Here is a 16,857-nt window from a genome sequence, read left to right as displayed (position 1 = left end):
TGACCCCTTTGACGACGTACGGCCGCGCCTCCCGGCCCGGTTCCCCCCGGTACGGCCGCGGCCGCCGGCCCGGTTCCCCCCAGCCGACCGGGTCCGCCGGGCCGTACCCGGGCCCGCGCGTCCGGTGACGGGACGGTCGCGGATGCGGTTCCACTCCGACCTGCACATGCACTCGAAGTACTCCAGGGCCTGCAGCGGGGACAGCGACCTCGAACACCTGACGTGGTGGGCCCGGCGCAAGGGCGTCACGCTGATGGGCACCGGCGACCTGACGCACCCGCTGTGGTTCGAGCGGCTGCGCGAGAGCCTCGTCCCGGCCGAACCCGGGCTGTTCCGGCTGCGCGAGGAGATCGACCGCGACGTCTCCCGCACGCTGCCGCCCCGCCTGGCCTCCGCCGAGGTGCGCTACATGCTCTCCACCGAGGTCTCCACGGTCTACCGGCGGGGCGACCGCACCAGGAAGATCCACCACCTGGTGTACATGCCGGACTTCGCGGCGGCCGAGAGGTTCAACCGCGAGCTCGCGAAGGCCGGGAACCTCGCGGCCGACGGCCGGCCGGTCCTCGGCCTGGACTCCCGTGACCTGCTGGAGACCGTCCTGGACAGCGGCGAGGGCGCCTACCTGGTGCCCGCCCACGTCTGGACGCCGTGGTTCGGCGTGTTCGGCTCGAAGTCCGGCTTCGACACCGTCGAGGAGTGCTACGGCGAGCTCTCCGGTCACATCTTCGCGCTGGAGACCGGGCTGTCCAGCGACCCGGCCATGAACTGGCGGGTCTCCGCCCTCGACCGTTACCGGCTGGTCAGCCACTCCGACGCCCACTCGCCGCCCATGGTCGCCCGCGAGACCACGGTGTTCGAGACGGACCTCGACTACTTCGCCGTCCTCGAAGCGCTGAGGACCGGCGACGGGTACGCCGGAACCGTCGAGTTCTTCCCCGAGGAGGGGAAGTACCACGTCGACGGGCACCGGAAGTGCGGCGTCCGGATGACCCCGAGGGAGACCCGCGAGCGCGGCGGACGGTGCCCGGTGTGCGGCAGGCCGCTCACGGTGGGCGTGCTGAGCCGGGTCGAGGACCTGGCCGACCGGCCCGAGGGCGCCCGCCCGGACGGCGTGCCCGGCTTCCGCAGCCTCGTCCCACTGCCGGAGATCGTGGGCGAGATCCTGGGCGTGGGGCCCAGGTCGAAGAAGGTGGCCCGGGAGATCGACGACCTCACCGCCGCCCTGGGTCCCGAGTTGGCGATCCTCCAGGACGTGCCGGTGGACGACATCGCGGCCTGCTCGCCGCCGCTGGCCGAGGCGGTCGGGCGGCTGCGCCGCGGCGAGGTGATCCGGGATCCCGGCTACGACGGGGTGTTCGGCGCGATCCGGTTCTTCCGGCCCGGCGAGCTCGACCGGGTGACCGCCGAGGCCGCCGCCCCGACGCTTTTCTAGCTCCGCCGACTCCGGGCTCCGGTTCCCGGTCGGGAACCGGGGCACGGCAACCCGTCCGGCCCCGGCCTCTGAGGCCGGGGCCGGACGCGTGTCCGGGGGAACCTCGCCGTGGGCCCGGAGAACGGACCCACCGGACGACGGCCCCGGTGAACGACGGTCCGCGGGACGGACTCAGACCGCCCGCGGAACGTGTCTAACGGTCGGCGAAGTAGTCGTCGGCGGTGTCCTCGGCTTGGGACTCCGTCCGCGAACCACCCGCCGCGACGAGTTCCTCGCGCAGCCGATCGAGATCGATCCCGTGGTTGCCGTACTTGAGCTCGCGCGCCACCTTCGCCTGCTTCGCCTTGGCTCGACCCCGGCCCATTGGCTGTACTCCCTACACGCAGGTCCTGCTCGACCTCTTGTCACCGGTTGCGTTTCGCGGCGAACACGGCCCGGCACGGCCTGCGCGGTCGCTCAGGACGCGCTCGCCATGGCCGTCCTCGGCGGCACCCCGCCTCGTCCCCGACCGGAACGGGGTCGGAGCCGGCCGGGCGGTACAGGAGAACAGGCCATTACCATTATCCTACCCAAGATCGTTTCAATGTGAAAAACTCCGCCATTCCCGGGAATGGCAATCGGTGATCTTCTCCTGCACCATGTAAATCACTTCCGGTCAGGGAGAACACATCGACACCGTGAGCCCCCCGGGCCGCCCGCGACGGCCCGGCGACACGGCCCGGCGCTCACGGAACACGCCGGACATCCCGCCCTGACCAGGGCGTACATCCTTCCGGACCGGCACCGCACGAAAGTTCCCGGCACGGCGCGGCGCGGGCGTCAGGACGTGCCGAGCATCCCGTTCGGGTCCAGGACGTACTTGCGGGCGGCGCCCTCGTCGAACTCCCGGTAGCCGCGCGGCGCCTCCTCCAGCGGGATCGGCGTGGCGTTGACCGCCTTGGCGATCTGCACCCGATCGTGCAGGATCGCCATCATCAGCTGCCGGTTGTACCGCATGACCGGGCACTGGCCGGTGAAGAAGGCGAGCGACTTGGCCCATCCGAGGCCCAGCCGGATCGACAGCGCCCCCTCCCGGGCGGCCTCGTCGGCGGCCCCCGGGTCCCCGGTCACGTACAGCCCGGGGATGCCGAGCGCGCCGCCCGCCCGGGTGACGTCCATGAGCGTGTTGAGCACGGTGGCCGGGTGCTCGGTGGCGGCCTCGGCCCCGTGGCCGCGGGCCTCGAAGCCCACCGCGTCCACGCCGCAGTCCACCTCGGGGACGCCGAGGATCCGTTCGATGTGGTCGCGGGGGTCGCCCTGGGACACGTCGGCGGTCTCGCAGCCGAAGCTGCGGGCCTGCGCCAGGCGGTCGGCGTTCAGGTCGCCGACGATCACCACGGCGGCCCCGAGGAGGAACGCCGAAGCCGCGGCGGCCAGGCCCACCGGCCCGGCGCCCGCGACGTAGACGGTGGAGCCCGTGGTCACCCCGGCGGTCACGCACCCGTGGTAGCCGGTGGGGAAGATGTCCGACAGCATCGCCAGGTCGAGGATCTTCTCCATCGCCCGGTCCCTGTCGGGGAACCTCAGCAGGTTCCAGTCGGCGTAGGGCACGAGGACGTACTTGGCCTGCCCGCCGACCCAGCCGCCCATGTCGACGTAGCCGTACGCCGACCCCGGGCGGTCGGGGTTGACGTTCTCGCAGATGCCGGTCCTGCCCTCCTTGCAGTTGCGGCAGCGCCCGCAGGAGATGTTGAACGGCACCGAGACCAGGTCGCCGACCTTGACGAACTCCACGTCCGGGCCGTTCTCGACGACCTCCCCGGTGATCTCGTGGCCGAGGACGAGGCCGTGGGGGGCGGTGGTGCGGCCGCGGACCATGTGCTGGTCGCTGCCGCAGATGTTCGTCGCGACGGTCTTGACGATCGCGCCGTGCGGGACCTTCCGGCCGACGTTCGCCGGATTGACCCCCGGCCCATCCTTCAGCTCGAACGTCGGGTAGTCGAAGTCCTCGACCACGACCCTGCCCGTTCCCTCGTAGACGACGCCCCTGTTTCCGGCCATGGCGCACCCCCAGGCGGTTCCCGCTTCTCTTCCCGGGCATACCCGCGACTCGGCGCGGAGATGTACGCCTATGAGAAGTTTGACCACATTTCTGGCGGTTTGAGGGGTACTGCGTCATGGCGGCTCGGGAGCGGGGCGCCGGGCGGGTTCCGGGATGTGACGCCGTTCCGGTCCGGGGGCACGGCGCCGGGCCGGCTCGGGAGTGAGGTCACGGGCGGGTTCGAGGTACGGCGCCGGGCCGGTCCGGAGGCACGGCGCCGGGCGCCGGAAGGCGGCATCGCCGGTGGTCACCGTCCCGCTCGGTCAGCCCCCGGCGGTCGAGGTGCTCCAGCAGCGGCACCGCGACCCGGCGGCTGGTGCCCAGGGCCTGCCGGGCCTGGCTGACCGTGAACGGCTGCGGCAGACGGGCCAGCGCCCGCGCCGCCCGGACGTCCGCGCCGGGCAGCAGCACGATCCCGTCGGCCACCCGCAGCAGCGCTCCCGCCGCCACCGCCGCCGCCAGCTCCCGGGGCCCCAGCCCCAGCTCCGCCAGCCGTCCGGCCTCCGGCGCCAGGAAGGGGCGCGCGGACAGCTCCGCGCCCAGCCGGGCGACCGCGCGGGCCACCGGGGCGGGCAGCGCGGGCCGTCCGCCGGAGATCCGCCCGTCGGCGACGGAGAGCGGCGGCCGGACGAGCGCCGCCACCAGCCGCCGGTCGGGCAGCCCCAGCACGTGCCTGGCGGCCTCGACCGGCATGCCCGGCTCCAGCGGATGTCCGGCCGCGTATCGTCGCACCGCCTCGGGAAGTCGCGCCGCCAGCCCCGCCCAGTGCTCCGGGTCGGCGTGCCAGTCCCCGCACACCGGCTCGTCCGCGGGCGGGCAGCCCATCGCCCGCAGCTCTCCGGCGCGCAGCAGCCGGTGGGTCCGCAGCAGGGCCGCCGCGCCGGGAACGGCCCCGGACAGCTCCGCCGCGCGCTCTCGGGCCGCGCCCCGGCGGCTCACCGACGGCGGCCGCACGTCCAGCACGGTCGCGCCCGCCAGCACCCGCACCTCGCCGCGCTCGCGGCCCGGGTCACGCAGCAGCAGCACGTCGCCCACGTGCAGCGGCAGCGGCCTGGCCAGGCGCAGCCGTACGACACGGCCACCGAGCGGGCGCACCGAGCACACCACGGCCGCCGAACCGATGTGCGCGGTCAACCGGCCCGGCAGGCGCTCCACCGGCGCGCCGGGCTCCTCCGGCCTCGTGGCCGCTCCCCGGGCCCCCGGCGCGCCCGAACCCGTCCCCGGTTCTGTTCCCCGGACGTCCGGCGCGCCCGGTCCCGCGCCCCGGCCGGCCGTGCCGACCGGGGAGAGCCGCACGTCGACCAGATCGGTGGCGGTCCACGCGCCCGGCGTGACCAGGGCCTGCCCCCGCTCGGGCACGGCCCGGCCGCGCAGGTTGAGCGCCACCCGCGCCACGCCGGTCACCGCGGGCAGCGACTCCTTCAGGGACTCCAGCGCCCGGACCCGCACCGGCCCGCCGGGCAGCTCCAGCTCGTCGCCCGCGGTGATCCGGCCGTCGGGCAGCGTCCCCGTCACGACCGTGCCGCTGCCGTGGACGCTGAACGCCCGGTCGATCCACAGCCGCACCGGCGCCCCGGGATCGGGCGCGGGCAGGCCCGCCACCAGCCGGTCCAGCGCCCCGCGCAGCTCGTCGAGTCCCTGTCCGGTGCGTCCGCTCACCGCCAGCGCCTCGATCCCGGAGAGCCCGCCGGCCGCCAGGCGCGTACGGGCCGCCTCCATGGCCGGGGCGGGGTCGGCGAGGTCGGCGCGGGTCACCACGAGCAGGCCGTGCCGTACGCCGAGGGCCTCGACCGCGGTCAGGTGCTCCTCCGACTGCGGCATCCAGCCCTCGTCGGCGGCGACCACGAACATGACGGCGGGCGCGGAGCCGACCCCGGCCAGCATCGTGGCCAGGAAGCGCTCGTGGCCGGGCACGTCGACGAAGGCCAGCCGCTCCCCCGAGGGCAGGGCCGTCCAGGCGTAGCCCAGCTCGATCGTCAGGCCCCGCCGCCGCTCCTCCGCAAGCCGGTCGGGCTCCATCCCGGTGAGGGCCCGCACCAGCGTGGACTTGCCGTGGTCGACGTGCCCGGCCGTGGCCACGACGTGCATCAGCCCCTCCCTTCGAGCCCGGAGCCGTTCGCCCCGCCCTCCCGGAGAGCGCTCGCCTCCCGATCCGCGGAACCGCCCCCGGACTCGCCTCCGGAGCCGTCCGCCCCCGCGGAGGCGACGGCCCGGAGCACCGCCCGCGCCACCTCCTCGTCCGCCTCCGGCGGGGCGGCCCGCAGGTCGAGCAGGAGCCTGCCGCCCTCGATCCGCCCGACGACCGGCGACTCACCGGTCCGCAGCGGTACGGCGAGCCCCGCGGGCAGGCTCACCGCGGCGCTGGGCAGCGTCACGCCGGGCGCCCCACCGCCCCCCACGGTCGCCTCGCTCGGCACCGCCCGCGCGTCCGTCCCGGCCGCGGCCAGCCGTACGGCGAGCGCCTCGGCCCGCTCCCGCAGGACCGCCGGGTCGGCGTGCAGCGCCCGGTGGACGGGGGTCTCGGGGCCGCGCAGCGTGGCCTCCAGCGCGGCCAGCGTCAGCTTGTCCACCCGCAGCGCGCGGGCCAGCGGGTGACGCCGGCACCGTTCGACCAGGTCGCGGCGGCCGAGCAGCAGGCCCGCCTGCGGCCCGCCGAGCAGCTTGTCGCCGCTGGCGGTGACCAGGTCGGCCCCGGCCCGCAGCGCGCCCGCAGCGTCGGGCTCGCCGGGCAGCAGCGGCTCCCGGGACAGCAGGCCGGAGCCGATGTCGGCCACGACGGGCACGCCCAGCCCGGTGAGGGCGGACGCCTCCACCGACCCGGTGAACCCCTCGATCCGGTAGTTCGACGGGTGGATCTTCAGGACGAACCCCGTCTTCGGCCCCACGGCGTCCCGGTAGTCGGCGTAGGAGGTGCGGTTGGTGGTGCCCACCTCGCGCAGCCTCGCCCCGGTGGACACCAGCAGATCCGGGATGCGGAAGCCGTCCCCGATCTCCACCAGCTCGCCCCGGCTGACCACGATCTCCCGCCCGGCGGCGAGCGCGGTGGCCGCCAGCACGAGCGCGGCGGCGTTGTTGTTGACCACGTGGACGGCCTCGGCCGCGGGCACCGCCCGCGCGAGCGCCTCCAGCGCGCCCCGTCCGCGGCGGGCGCGACCCCCGGCGGCCAGGTCGAACTCCACGTCGGTGCAGCCCGCCGCCGCGGTGACCGCCTCCACGGCGGCCTGCGACAGGGGAGCCCGGCCCAGGTTCGTGTGGACCAGGACGCCGGTCAGGTTGAGCACCGGCCGGAGACCGGCGGCGTACCGGGGCAGCGCCGCCACGGCGGCGTCGGCCACCTCGGCGGGAGCGAGGCCGCCCTGCCGTACCCGCCGCTGGGCCTCGGTGACGGCCTCCTTGACCACCGCCCGCCCGAGCCTGCGCTCCGCCGCGGCGAGCCGCGGGTCGGCGAGAACGGTGTCGGTACGCGGAACGTGCCTTCGTGGGTCCACGTAACGAAAATAGAGCCGGACCGGAAGCGAACCCCACCCGCCCTGCCGGTACGGCCCGCGGCCACGTCCTCCTTGATTACGGATCCACACCATGTTCACAGTGTGTGAACTCCCGCCATTTTCGACGACTCCCCGGAGTAATCTCCCGGACACGGTCAGAAACGGCGGAAGGAGCTCGGAGATGACTGCTTCACCGGAACCGGATCCCTATGCGTCCCCACGCATCCGGTTCGGCGCCGAGTTGCGAAAGGTCAGGATGCTGTCCGGGCTGAGCCAGCGGAAGCTGGGCGACCTCGTCCACCTGTCGGCCAGCCAGGTCAGCATGATCGAGAACGGCCGCCGCGCCCCGGGCCTCGACTTCGCCCGCAAGGTGGACGCCGTCCTCGGCCGGGGCAGGGAGCTGACCGACCTGCTCGACCGGCTGACCAGGGAGGCCGACCAGATGCCCCGATGGTTCCGCCCCTGGCTCGACTTCGAGGCCGAGGCCGAGTCGCTGCACGTCTGGCAGCTGGCGATGGTTCCCGGCCTGTTCCAGGTCGAGGGCTACGCGCGGGCGCTGATCGCCAACGAGCCCGGCACCACCTCCGACCAGGCGGAGGAGCGCCTGGCGGCCCGGCTCGACCGGCAGCGCCTCCTCGACCGGCCGGGGCCGCCGATGATGTGGGTGGTGCTGGACGAAGGCGTCCTGCACCGCCCCGTGGGCGGCCCCGAGGTGATGGTGGAGCAGATGCGGCGGCTGCTGGAGCTGGCGGAGAGCCCCCGCGTCTCGCTGCAGGTGCTGCCCTACGCCGCCTACGGCACCGTCGGGCTGCTCGGCAGCTTCGTCGTCGCGGAGATGCCGCGCGAGTCCCCGCCGGTGGCCTACATCGACTCCCAGAGCACCGAGGATCGGGTGAGCGATAGGTCGGAAGAGGTAAAAAGCTTAATATGCAGACATGGCGTGATCAGAGCGGACGCCCTGTCCCGGAGAGAGTCACTCGGCTTCATCAAGGAGACGATGCGCAGATGGACGACCTGACCCGCGAGCTTTCCACCGCCCGGTGGCGCAAGTCCAGCCTGTCCGGCGGCGACGGAAGTGACTGTGTCGAGGTCGCGGCCCTCTCGGGTGGGCGCCGCGCCGTCCGCGACACCAAGGACCGCACCGGCCCGGCCCTCGTCCTCACCCCCGACGCCTGGTCCGCCCTCACCACGGCGATCAGGGAAGGCCGCCTCGGCTAACGGCGGCTCCTCCCGGACCAGCAGGCCGTGTAGCGATGCGCAGTGCTCGCCGTTCCTGTCGATGGTTTGAGCTTCCTCCCACAAGACGACACCTCATCTGAGTCGGCCTTGCACCGACGGGGAAGGGAGAGCCGTGCCTGCACCACACTCGCCGCAGCGCAAACCACGACTCGGTTCACTGTCAGGCGCTTACCTTCAACTGGTGGACACGCTGCTTGGACAGACCCATGACGCGTGCCGTATCTGGCTTGAGCTGCTGGAGTTGAGCAGCGGGAACCGCGGCGTCCGGCTGGGCGACGGTGGAGGCGAGGTCGCTGGAGCCAGTGCCCCAGAAGACGATCAGAGCACGGCGCTTCTCATCGACCGCATACCTGCTCATGATCCACTCCGATGGCAAGGCGGAGGCGTTCTCGATTGGTGAGACGGTCGTAGCTCTGTACCTGGCTGCTGGTTGAGGGCACCCCAATGCGGAGATGACGAACGCGGCCCCTGATGATCGCCGGTGTCTATCCGGGCGATCATCAGGGGCCGCATTCGCGTGCCATCATCCCCGATAGAGGTGCTCGCCCGCCACTCCGAGCACGTCGCAGTTTCCGACCCATGGGCCGACCTGCCCATCCTGGCCGAGGTCCTGGACGTCCTGCCCGACCCGCGCAGCCGCCGCGGACGCCACTACCGGCTCGGCCCGCTGCTGGCCCTGACCCTGCTCGCCGGCCTCGGCGGAGCCGCCTCCATCGCGGCAATCAACCGATCCATCCACGGATACGACCCCAGCGTCCTGTTTCGCGCCGACCTGCCCGGCACCATCCGCCTGGCCACCAGCACCCTGCGCAGGCTGCTCGCCCGCCTGAACGGCGACGCCTTCGACACCGCGATCAGCGCCTACCTGGCCACCCTCACCTGCGACACCCCGCCCGCAGACCCACCCCGCTGATCGGCCTGGCCATCGACGGCAAAGCCCTGCGCGGCAGCCGCACCGCCGACGGAACCATGATCCATCTGCTGGCCGCCGTCCGCCACGACACCCACACTGTCCTGGCCCAGCGGCAGATCGCGGTCAAGAGCAACGAGATCGGCGCGTTCACGCCCCTACTGTCCGGCCTGGAGTTGTCGCACGCGGTCATCACCGCAGATGCCCTGCACACCCAGATCGAGCACGCCCGCCAGATCATCGCCGCAGGCGGCCACTACATCTTCCTCGTCAAGGGCAACCAGCCCACCCTGCACCGGCGCCGCCTCAAAGCCCTGCCCTGGCGGGCGGCGTTCCTGAACCACCGCACCGACGAGCGCGGACATAGCCGCCGCGAGATCCGCCGCATGAAGATCTGCACCGCCCGGCCCGGCCTGCCCTTCCCCCACGCCGCCCACACCATCCAGGTCAAATGCCGCCGCACCAACCGCAGGACCGGCACGACCACCATCGCCACCGTCTACGCGATCACCAGCCTGCCGCCCGGCCGCATCCCCCACGCCCGCCTCGCCGCGCTGATCCGCGGCCACTGGAGCATCCAGGCCCTCACCACGTCCGCGATGTCACCTACCGCGAAGACGCCTCCCGTGTCCGGACCTGCACCGCACCCCGGATCATGACGAGCCTGCGCAACCTGACCATCGGCCTGGTCCGTCTGATCGGCTGGGCCAACATCGCAGCCGCCACCGACCACTACCGCAACCATCCCGCGGACGGCCTTCAGCTACTCAATCTCACAACGTGAGAACGCTTCGGCCCTGGCTAAGGTGGTCACGAGGTCTCTGGTGTTCAGGTTCTTCTTGGTCGATGAACCCCTCTACCGGAGACCTCACTGAGGCTTTTTCATCCTCGGGTAATCTCGTAGTTCTGCAGGACGGCGATGGCCTTGCACAGGTGTCCGGCCTTGCTGGGGCTGCAGCGGAGCCTGCGCAGGAGGCGCCAGCTCTTGAGCTGGGCGTTGGCGCGTTCGCCGGGGCCGCGTAGCCGGGCGTGGGAGCGGTTGGCCCGCTTGCGGGAGACGGGCTTGTTGCGCCCTTTGTACGGCGTGACGAGCGACCCTTCGGCGCCTTGGTAGCCCTTATCGGCGAGGGTGACGACACCGGCCCGCTCCAGCGCGCGCGGGATGCCCCAGATCCGGGCGGCGCTCAGATCATGGGCTGAGCCCGGTAGCGCACCGGAGGTCCAGATGATCGTCCCATCGGGAGAGGCGATAACCTGGATGTTCATGCCGTGGACGCGGTGCTTGGCCGAGTAGTACGGCCAGTCGGCCTTGACCCGGTCGGTGGGAATGAGCATGCCGTCCAGCACCAGGTAGTGCAGCCCGTCCCGCCTGGCCGCACGCAGTGCCCGGCCCAGCTTCGGGGAGAGGGCCGACAGCAGCATCACGGTCTCTTGCACGTACCGCCAGGCGGTGGCCGTCGAGATGCCGAACCCGGCGACGATCTCGGTGAACGTCTCACCTTTGCGCAGGTGAACCAGCACGAGCAGGGCCTGCTGCCCGGGGTTGAGCCGCCGCCAGGGCGTGCCGATCGCCGTGCGGTGCCGCCGGATGACTCCGGCCACGTAGTTCAGCGTTGAACGCGACAAATCGACCGCGGCACGGTAGAACAGCACCTGAAGCTCCTGGTTGTGGCGGACGTGATTGTGGTGATCAACCCGTCTACCAGGAGCTTCTCTACGTCATCAGGTGAACGCCGTACCTGCGATCATGCTGTGACCCGCCACCTATCCGCCGAGGATGAAAAGCCTCGCTGCTTGTCCGGGCACGACACGCCGCCATACAGCCGACTTCGAAGCAGGGCCTAGTTCTCAGCCTCCCGGATATATAAATATCCCACTCTATGGTAAATAACGGCATAAACAGGTCATTCTGATCCAGGCATATCAATGCGAATGCTTGCGCAACGGACGCGGTGCCCCGCAACTCGTGGCACCCTATAGTCATGAGTTCACCGACACCTCAGCGTCGCCTCCAGCAGTCGAAGCGTCCGACCGTCGACCGCAGCGTCTACTTCTATCGAATCGATGCAGGCGCCGATGAGACAGGAATCCCGAAGAACATCAGCGCTGATCTTGAGGCCGGACTCAAGGCTATTAGCGATCTTCCTTTCGATGCGGCTAATCGCCGCTACATGAACCAATCAGACGGCAGTAGTCTGTGCGCCTGGGTAGACGCTACAGGGGAGGTAATCAGGCTACGTCTGGGGACTATTAGAAAGAATGCTTTGCCACAATCAGAGTCTGGGGGAACGCTCCGCAATCTCGTGCTCGGCGAAGAAGAAGGGCTGTGCGAGACGTCACATATTTGCCTCTTCCCCGATGGTATCGTCGGCGTGGAACATAACTTCTACGGCCCTCGCGCAAAGCGCTTACCTATATACATGATGTACACCCTCTCGGGGGCAATTCCATCATTTACGATGGAAGCCCTGCTTAATCACAACATAGCCAAGCAGTTGGAGGGGAACAAATCCGTCCGCAGGCTGACTCTGCGGGTTCGCAGATCCTACACGTCCACTATTGCGGAGGCTAATGAGTCTCTGGGGCGAGCACTCGATGCTGCCGCTTTGGGAAGCGATGCTGCAGTTGTCGGGCTCATCCTCCAGCCGGAACCCTACAAGAGAGTGGACCTCAAATCCGACCTGATTAACTTCTTGCGTCGAATGATGAGAAAAGAAGATCTTCGCGACCAAGCTGAAGAGCTCAGGGCCACTATCGTTAACAAGCAAACCGGAGGAGCCGATGAAATAAACCTCCTTGAGGATCAGCTCATCAGCAAGAAGACAATCCTGCGGCAGAGTCCAAGATCTAGAGTGCTCAACAGTGACGATGCTTACCGAAAGATAGAGGAAGCCTACGGGGAGCTACGCGAAGATCTTTTGTCGGCCTCGTCAGCTAGTGTGTCCTCGAAGGGGTCAAACCAATCTCCCTAAGAGGTGCAACTGATGGTGCGACGACTTCCCTCCTTCGCCAAAGAGCTCTTCATGTTCGCCATCATATCTCTGATAACTTACAAGCTATCGCTAGTTTCGGAAATAGATAGTCCACTGCGGAGCATTCTGCTAAACCGGCGGAAGGAAATTTATGCAGCAATCCTCGGACTCCATGGAACTCTCTTAGGGTTCATCATTGCAGCCATCACCATTGCTCTTACCTCCGCAAGCTCCCCCAGATTCGAAATATTGCGTAGGACCAAGCAGTGGCCTCGTCTGTTCGGCTCCTATACGAGAAGCATGAGATGGGCAGCCATGGCTACCTTCTTATCACTTGCTGCGTTACTAGTCGACAACGACACCAACCCAAATCGGCTAGCAGCGACCCTGTGCTTTTCATCCGTTCTCCTCGCAGCGTTGGCCATTACGCACATACTTTGGGTCACTGAAAAAATGGTAAGGGTGGTAATCGCAGCGAAACCCAGAACGCCTGGAGAGTAATGCAGATGGATGGGCTGCAGGCTGCTCCACCCATCGACAACTCGACTCATGGCACGATGCGTAGAGCGGGGCGCTGGTCAGGCATGCCGAGGAGCTCACGGACACGGGTGACGGGCCAGGCGAGCTGGGTCGCCATTTGCGCCATGGTCAGACCACTTTCGGTGACAGCGAGGTCGAAGGCCTGGCGCAGTAGCACAGGTTGCTCGCCGGGGTAATTGCTGATTGGCTCGGGAGCGAAGCCGGGCTGGTCGCGCAAGGTCTTGAGACGCTGGTAGGCACGACCAGCAGCAGAGTCGGAGATCAGGCCGACCTCGCGGCAGCGGTACAGCAGGGAGTCGACCGACACGCCCCAAGTGTGCTTTAGCGCCACTAGGCGGCGCAGGTCCAGACGGGTGGGTAGCTCGGGCAGGATGCTGTCACGGGGCGTAAGGAACTCAGCAGCAAAGACATCGGCCTCACGCTCCTGCTGGGAGTCGCCCGAGGCAGCATCGCCATGCAGGACCAGGTGGCCCAGCTCGTGGGCGGCGGTGAAGCGGTAGCGGTGAATGTCGTCGAACCGGTTGGCGGTCAACACCACGATGGGCCGGGGCAGCTGGGAGGTGGAGAAGGCGTCCACGGTTGTGGCGTCCTCATCTGGCGGGGGGAAGACCACGACGATGCCGTGGGCCTCCATATGCCGCACGATGTGCGAGACCGGCCCGCTGCCCAGCCTCCACAGGTGGCGCAGGGCGCGGGCAGCCAGGGCAGGCTCACGTGGCACCTCGACGCCGGAGTGGACCTCCCCACCGGAGAACCCCGGAAGATCCACGTGTGGCAGCCGGACCCGCTTTTCCAGCGCGTAGGCGAGTTCCCAGACCTGTTCAACGAAGGCGACGGCCTTGGCGCGCTGATGGGCACGGGTGGAGCGCAGACTACGGAAATGAGCCATGGACCCGTCGAGCTTGCCGTGCGGGCGGCCGGAGAGGAAGAACGCCGCCGGCACGCCGAGCACGTCGGCGAGGCAGGGGATGAGATCGGGCCGGGGACGGGTGGTGCCGGTCTCGTACTGGCCGATCGCTGCAGGCGTCACCCCGATCCGCTCAGCTAGGTCCTTCTTAGTCAGCACCGCCAGGTGCCGGGCCTGGGTGAGCCGGGCCGGGTCAAAGGCATCGGCGATGGCCTGCGGGCTCAGGTTGCCTAGAATGGATCTAATAGCGGTTTTGATGGGGCGGGGGTGATCAGGGGTGCTCATTGTCGCTGGTGACCGCGGTTTCCTCGGGTGCCTCGCTGCTGACGGGGAAGATCGTGCCATTCTTCCGCTCGATCGGCGATCGGGCGTGCAATGCCAGGTCAGGCAGCGAGCCGTGGTCGAAGCGTGCCGCGGTGGCGGGTGGGATGTGCCACAGGGGTGCGGCGGATCCGGAAGGCAGGCCCGCCAGTGGGACCGGCTCGCAGTGCAGCCAGCGGATCCGGCCGAACTCGTCGATCAGTTCGGCCTCACCCCAGTACAGCCGGAGCAGGCCGGCCTGGGCGTTGCCGGCGTAGGCGACCGGGATCAGGCGGGTGTCGGCGGGTAGCCGCTCCAGCTCGACCCGGACCGAGGCTCGCTCTGCCTCCTCCTGCGCTGACAGGCACAGCTCCTCCTGGTGGTAGGAGGGCGCGGGGCCGAAGCGGTCGAACAGCTCGCGCACGAGCGCGGAGATGCGGCCGTCGCTGACGCGGGCCTCGGCGATCGACGTGCGATCGTCCTTGGCATAGCGAAACGGCAATAGCAAGTTGCCGTCCAGAACCACCAGATGGTGCGGCGAGCCGTACGGTCGGACGGTCTGAAAGCCCGATTCATTCTGGAAGCCTTCGACGATTGCTTCGTATCGGCGGGTCATCAGAGCGCTCCCGTAGGCGAAGTTCTTGTCGCTGAGCGAGGACCGCTGGGCGTCTTGGGCGTTGCCCACGGCCTCCAGCAACGAGGTGGCAAGCTGCCGCCGTACGGCGTCGGCACGTTCGCCGAACCGCTCACGCGCCCAGCCCGACAACGGTGATGCCCCTGCGCTCATCGACAACCTCCACCCCGGCTTCGTCTGCCGTCAGACAGCCGTCGCCAGCACTTCATTTTCGTGCATCATACTCCCAGCCAGACTCAAGCTGATGTTGTTCTCTCACGGTGCCATAGCTGAAGCCCGTGCGATGACCGGGTGCTGGGGCTTGATGCCGCACCGCCGGTGTCCGGGCTGCTGGGGGAAGCTAGATCCTGGGGTATCACTCACGTGACACGCTCGATGGGCGTAATAAAGGGGTGCTCTGACAACGTCTTGTGGACCTCGGAGCGCCATCCGTCCTTGAGGTCACCAACTCGCAGGAACATGTCGGCGACGACGCCGAGGAACCGTCGTTCGTCAGTGAGCGGGATGTCCGGAGAGGGACGTGGTCTGTGCTGCTCGACGGGAGAAGGTCCAGTCGGAACGAGGTCGAGTATGAGGTCGAGGGTGCAGGCCCGCACGCCCCGCTTTGCATGGTCGGTCTCGTTCTCGCTGTGCACCAACTCGCAGCCCACCGCGCGTAGGCCGGCGCTTTGCAGCGCGCCGAAGACGGCGACCCAGGCGCGTGGGCTTCGATTGGCGTAGCTAAAGACGAGATGTCCGTCCGGTCGAAGTGTACGTCGAGCCTCTTTGAAGATGCGGCCGAGCAGCGCCTCGTAGGCGCCGTCGTCGACGAGTTGGCCGGTGGCGCTATTAACCACGGCTTCACCGGTGAGTGCCTCGTTGGTGAGCTTCTCGTTCGCGAGACGAGCCCACGCGCGCAGGGGGCCGGACAATTCTGCATACTGCACGTCGTCGTGGTACGGCGGATCGGTCAGAACCAGGTGCACAGACTTCGACGGTAGGACCATCTGCTCGCTGCTGCCTTCGACAACGCGTACGTCCCACTCGTTCATGGCGGTGGCCGGTGTGCTACTGGTGAGCGGGCCTTGGACGAGCAGCTCACGGCCGGTCTTCTCATGCAACCATGCCGCGGACTTGACGAGCTGGTTGAGACGTCGCAGAACGGTTCCGCGTCCGCGGCCGACACCGCCCCAAACGTTCGGCTCGACAGCCAGAGTCGTGAGGTTGAATCGATGGCCTGCCATTGATTCAAAGCTCTTGAGGTAGAACCGGTCCCAGCGGGACAGGTGCCCGGCCATCTCGGCACTTCCGATAACGGCCAGTTCCGCCGCGCGCAAGACTGAAGGATCTTTCGAACAGCGGCTCGCCAGATCGAGCATGCGCTCGAGCATGTGGCGCTGCCGGTCCGGGTACAGGTCCTGCCAGCGCTGGAAGCCGTGACGGGTGAGTACGCTCGTTTCTTGGCCTGGTGGGATCGGCCCCAGGTCGTGAGCCGGTTGCCAGCGACTCGAGTCGGCCCGCTCGCGTTCGGCCTCGGTAGGGATGTCGACCTCACGTGTGGTGCGGCTGGACCGGTCGACGAGGACGATCTCCCATTGCCAGGTCTTGGCACGATCGGAGAGGCGGTCGGTTTTACCGCATTCGCAGGTTATCGTCCGCATCGGAGTGTAGGTGGCTGTCGGCTCGACTAGGACGTGGCAGGTCGGGCAGCGTCGACGTTTATCGGAATTGGCTGAGAAGAGGTGGCCACGCCGACAGGCCATCCATGCTTGGGGGTTTCCGCTCTCTTTGCGGACTCGCAGCGATACAAGCGCGTGGGGGAACATACGGGCGCGCCGAGCGCAGCCGGTGCACTCGCCCGTTGCCACACGGATCGTGTGGGAGACGACGCCTCTGGTCCCGTTGGTGAGAGTCGTGCCGTAGGCGGCCTCGACCTCGGTGTGGACCCACTGCTCGATCGTCGCTGCCGCCTCGCGGAGTTTGTCCGGTGCGGGAAGCCCGAGCATTGCGGTGAGGCCGGCGGCCGGCCAGGGGTTTAGGTCCTGGGCGTACACCTGGTGGCCTCGCGCGACGGCTGCGAGCGGGATGACGCCGCCTCCGGCGAACATGTCGGCAACGAGAAGCCGGCCAGGCGTCATTGCGTTGAACGCGTCGATGACGGCACCATTGACGGCGCTCGTCCGCCGGGCCCACCAGCGGTAGGTGCTGACCGGCGGAAGGTGAACCTCTCGATTGCGGCTCTCGGCTCGTGCTTCCTCGCTGACCTTGCGGTAGTCGAGTCCGCCGAGAGGGCTGCGAAGTGGTTCAGGCTGCAAGGATGATGGGACCGACGGTTGTGGGTCGGTCGTCGGGGCCGTCATCACGGTCATGTCCATC

16 protein-coding genes are annotated in these 16,857 nt (G+C 69.0%); 7 read left to right on the top strand and 9 right to left on the bottom strand.

Features of this window, described 5'->3' with window-relative positions:
* Positions 1-142 precede the first annotated feature (142 nt).
* Positions 143-1,432 (top strand): endonuclease Q family protein, encoded by a 1,290-nt coding sequence (locus tag AB0D67_RS13780; protein ID WP_362933731.1) that lies wholly within the window; start codon positions 143-145, stop codon positions 1,430-1,432.
* Positions 1,433-1,625: 193 nt separating this feature from the next.
* Here AB0D67_RS13780 and AB0D67_RS13775 read toward each other — a convergent pair whose 3' ends face one another.
* From AB0D67_RS13775 to selA, 4 genes are all read right to left on the bottom strand, one after another.
* On the bottom strand, positions 1,626-1,796 hold the full coding sequence (locus tag AB0D67_RS13775; protein WP_362933728.1) for a DUF3073 domain-containing protein: 171 nt from the start codon (positions 1,794-1,796) through the stop codon (positions 1,626-1,628).
* Positions 1,797-2,251: 455 nt separating this feature from the next.
* A complete protein-coding gene (gene fdhA, locus AB0D67_RS13770; RefSeq protein ID WP_362933725.1) occupies positions 2,252-3,472 on the bottom strand; it encodes a formaldehyde dehydrogenase, glutathione-independent in 1,221 nt (406 codons plus the stop codon).
* 208 nt (positions 3,473-3,680) lie between these two features.
* A complete protein-coding gene (locus tag AB0D67_RS13765) occupies positions 3,681-5,600 on the bottom strand; it encodes a SelB C-terminal domain-containing protein (protein WP_362933722.1) in 1,920 nt (639 codons plus the stop codon).
* Positions 5,600-7,000 (bottom strand): L-seryl-tRNA(Sec) selenium transferase, encoded by a 1,401-nt coding sequence (gene selA / locus AB0D67_RS13760; RefSeq protein WP_362933719.1) that lies wholly within the window; start codon positions 6,998-7,000, stop codon positions 5,600-5,602. Before selA ends, AB0D67_RS13765 begins: the two co-directional genes overlap by 1 nt.
* A 181-nt stretch (positions 7,001-7,181) precedes the next feature.
* Here selA and AB0D67_RS13755 point away from each other — a divergent pair, with 181 nt between their 5' ends.
* Positions 7,182-8,018: a helix-turn-helix transcriptional regulator gene (locus AB0D67_RS13755; RefSeq protein WP_362933715.1), complete on the top strand. Its 837-nt coding sequence runs from the start codon at positions 7,182-7,184 to the stop codon at positions 8,016-8,018.
* Positions 8,006-8,218 carry a DUF397 domain-containing protein gene (locus tag AB0D67_RS13750; RefSeq protein WP_362933712.1) on the top strand — a complete coding sequence of 71 codons (213 nt, stop codon included), beginning with the start codon at positions 8,006-8,008 and terminating at the stop codon, positions 8,216-8,218. The genes AB0D67_RS13755 and AB0D67_RS13750 overlap by 13 nt, the downstream gene beginning before the upstream one ends.
* Positions 8,219-8,399: 181 nt before the next feature.
* On the opposite strand, the gene AB0D67_RS13745 is transcribed toward AB0D67_RS13750, so the two are convergent.
* Complete coding sequence (locus AB0D67_RS13745) at positions 8,400-8,597, bottom strand: hypothetical protein (protein WP_362933709.1); 198 nt, start codon at positions 8,595-8,597, stop codon at positions 8,400-8,402.
* Positions 8,598-8,756: 159 nt separating this feature from the next.
* Between AB0D67_RS13745 and AB0D67_RS13740 the strand changes: the two genes are divergently transcribed.
* From AB0D67_RS13740 to AB0D67_RS13730, 3 genes are read left to right on the top strand one after another with little or no spacing between them, the layout of a single operon-like run.
* A complete protein-coding gene (locus AB0D67_RS13740; RefSeq protein WP_362933863.1) occupies positions 8,757-9,152 on the top strand; it encodes a transposase family protein in 396 nt (131 codons plus the stop codon).
* On the top strand, positions 9,119-9,808 hold the full coding sequence (locus AB0D67_RS13735; protein ID WP_362933860.1) for an ISAs1 family transposase: 690 nt from the start codon (positions 9,119-9,121) through the stop codon (positions 9,806-9,808). Before AB0D67_RS13740 ends, AB0D67_RS13735 begins: the two co-directional genes overlap by 34 nt.
* Positions 9,805-9,933 (top strand): hypothetical protein, encoded by a 129-nt coding sequence (locus AB0D67_RS13730; protein WP_362933706.1) that lies wholly within the window; start codon positions 9,805-9,807, stop codon positions 9,931-9,933. Before AB0D67_RS13735 ends, AB0D67_RS13730 begins: the two co-directional genes overlap by 4 nt.
* 98 nt (positions 9,934-10,031) lie before the next feature.
* On the opposite strand, the gene AB0D67_RS13725 is transcribed toward AB0D67_RS13730, so the two are convergent.
* Complete coding sequence (locus AB0D67_RS13725; RefSeq protein WP_362933703.1) at positions 10,032-10,802, bottom strand: transposase family protein; 771 nt, start codon at positions 10,800-10,802, stop codon at positions 10,032-10,034.
* 329 nt (positions 10,803-11,131) lie between these two features.
* Here AB0D67_RS13725 and AB0D67_RS13720 point away from each other — a divergent pair, with 329 nt between their 5' ends.
* Positions 11,132-12,121 carry a hypothetical protein gene (locus AB0D67_RS13720; RefSeq protein ID WP_362933700.1) on the top strand — a complete coding sequence of 330 codons (990 nt, stop codon included), beginning with the start codon at positions 11,132-11,134 and terminating at the stop codon, positions 12,119-12,121.
* Positions 12,122-12,668: 547 nt separating this feature from the next.
* Here the strand turns inward: AB0D67_RS13720 and AB0D67_RS13715 are convergent.
* From AB0D67_RS13715 to AB0D67_RS13705, 3 genes are all read right to left on the bottom strand, one after another.
* Positions 12,669-13,853: an XRE family transcriptional regulator gene (locus tag AB0D67_RS13715; RefSeq protein ID WP_362933697.1), complete on the bottom strand. Its 1,185-nt coding sequence runs from the start codon at positions 13,851-13,853 to the stop codon at positions 12,669-12,671.
* Positions 13,840-14,655 carry a hypothetical protein gene (locus AB0D67_RS13710; RefSeq protein WP_362933694.1) on the bottom strand — a complete coding sequence of 272 codons (816 nt, stop codon included), beginning with the start codon at positions 14,653-14,655 and terminating at the stop codon, positions 13,840-13,842. The genes AB0D67_RS13715 and AB0D67_RS13710 overlap by 14 nt, the downstream gene beginning before the upstream one ends.
* A 206-nt stretch (positions 14,656-14,861) precedes the next feature.
* On the bottom strand, positions 14,862-16,850 hold the full coding sequence (locus tag AB0D67_RS13705; RefSeq protein ID WP_362933691.1) for a hypothetical protein: 1,989 nt from the start codon (positions 16,848-16,850) through the stop codon (positions 14,862-14,864).
* Positions 16,851-16,857: the final 7 nt, after the last annotated feature.

It is taken from the genome of Streptosporangium sp. NPDC048047 (assembly GCF_040653115.1).
Lineage (GTDB): Bacteria > Actinomycetota > Actinomycetes > Streptosporangiales > Streptosporangiaceae > Streptosporangium.
Note: the sequence above shows the minus strand (reverse complement) of the source record. Positions and strands in the feature narration are given on the sequence as shown.

What these genes read in the sequence shown, in the direction of transcription:
- AB0D67_RS13780 (WP_362933731.1), top strand. Translation starts at nt 143, where the DNA reads ATGCGGTTCCACTCCGACCTGCACATGCACTCGAAGTACTCCAGGGCC.
- AB0D67_RS13775 (WP_362933728.1), bottom strand. Translation starts at nt 1,796, where the DNA reads ATGGGCCGGGGTCGAGCCAAGGCGAAGCAGGCGAAGGTGGCGCGCGAG.
- fdhA (WP_362933725.1), bottom strand. Translation starts at nt 3,472, where the DNA reads ATGGCCGGAAACAGGGGCGTCGTCTACGAGGGAACGGGCAGGGTCGTG.
- AB0D67_RS13765 (WP_362933722.1), bottom strand. Translation starts at nt 5,600, where the DNA reads ATGCACGTCGTGGCCACGGCCGGGCACGTCGACCACGGCAAGTCCACG.
- AB0D67_RS13755 (WP_362933715.1), top strand. Translation starts at nt 7,182, where the DNA reads ATGACTGCTTCACCGGAACCGGATCCCTATGCGTCCCCACGCATCCGG.
- AB0D67_RS13750 (WP_362933712.1), top strand. Translation starts at nt 8,006, where the DNA reads ATGGACGACCTGACCCGCGAGCTTTCCACCGCCCGGTGGCGCAAGTCC.
- AB0D67_RS13745 (WP_362933709.1), bottom strand. Translation starts at nt 8,597, where the DNA reads ATGAGCAGGTATGCGGTCGATGAGAAGCGCCGTGCTCTGATCGTCTTC.
- AB0D67_RS13730 (WP_362933706.1), top strand. Translation starts at nt 9,805, where the DNA reads ATGACGAGCCTGCGCAACCTGACCATCGGCCTGGTCCGTCTGATCGGC.
- AB0D67_RS13720 (WP_362933700.1), top strand. Translation starts at nt 11,132, where the DNA reads ATGAGTTCACCGACACCTCAGCGTCGCCTCCAGCAGTCGAAGCGTCCG.
- AB0D67_RS13715 (WP_362933697.1), bottom strand. Translation starts at nt 13,853, where the DNA reads ATGAGCACCCCTGATCACCCCCGCCCCATCAAAACCGCTATTAGATCC.
- AB0D67_RS13710 (WP_362933694.1), bottom strand. Translation starts at nt 14,655, where the DNA reads ATGAGCGCAGGGGCATCACCGTTGTCGGGCTGGGCGCGTGAGCGGTTC.
- AB0D67_RS13705 (WP_362933691.1), bottom strand. Translation starts at nt 16,850, where the DNA reads ATGACCGTGATGACGGCCCCGACGACCGACCCACAACCGTCGGTCCCA.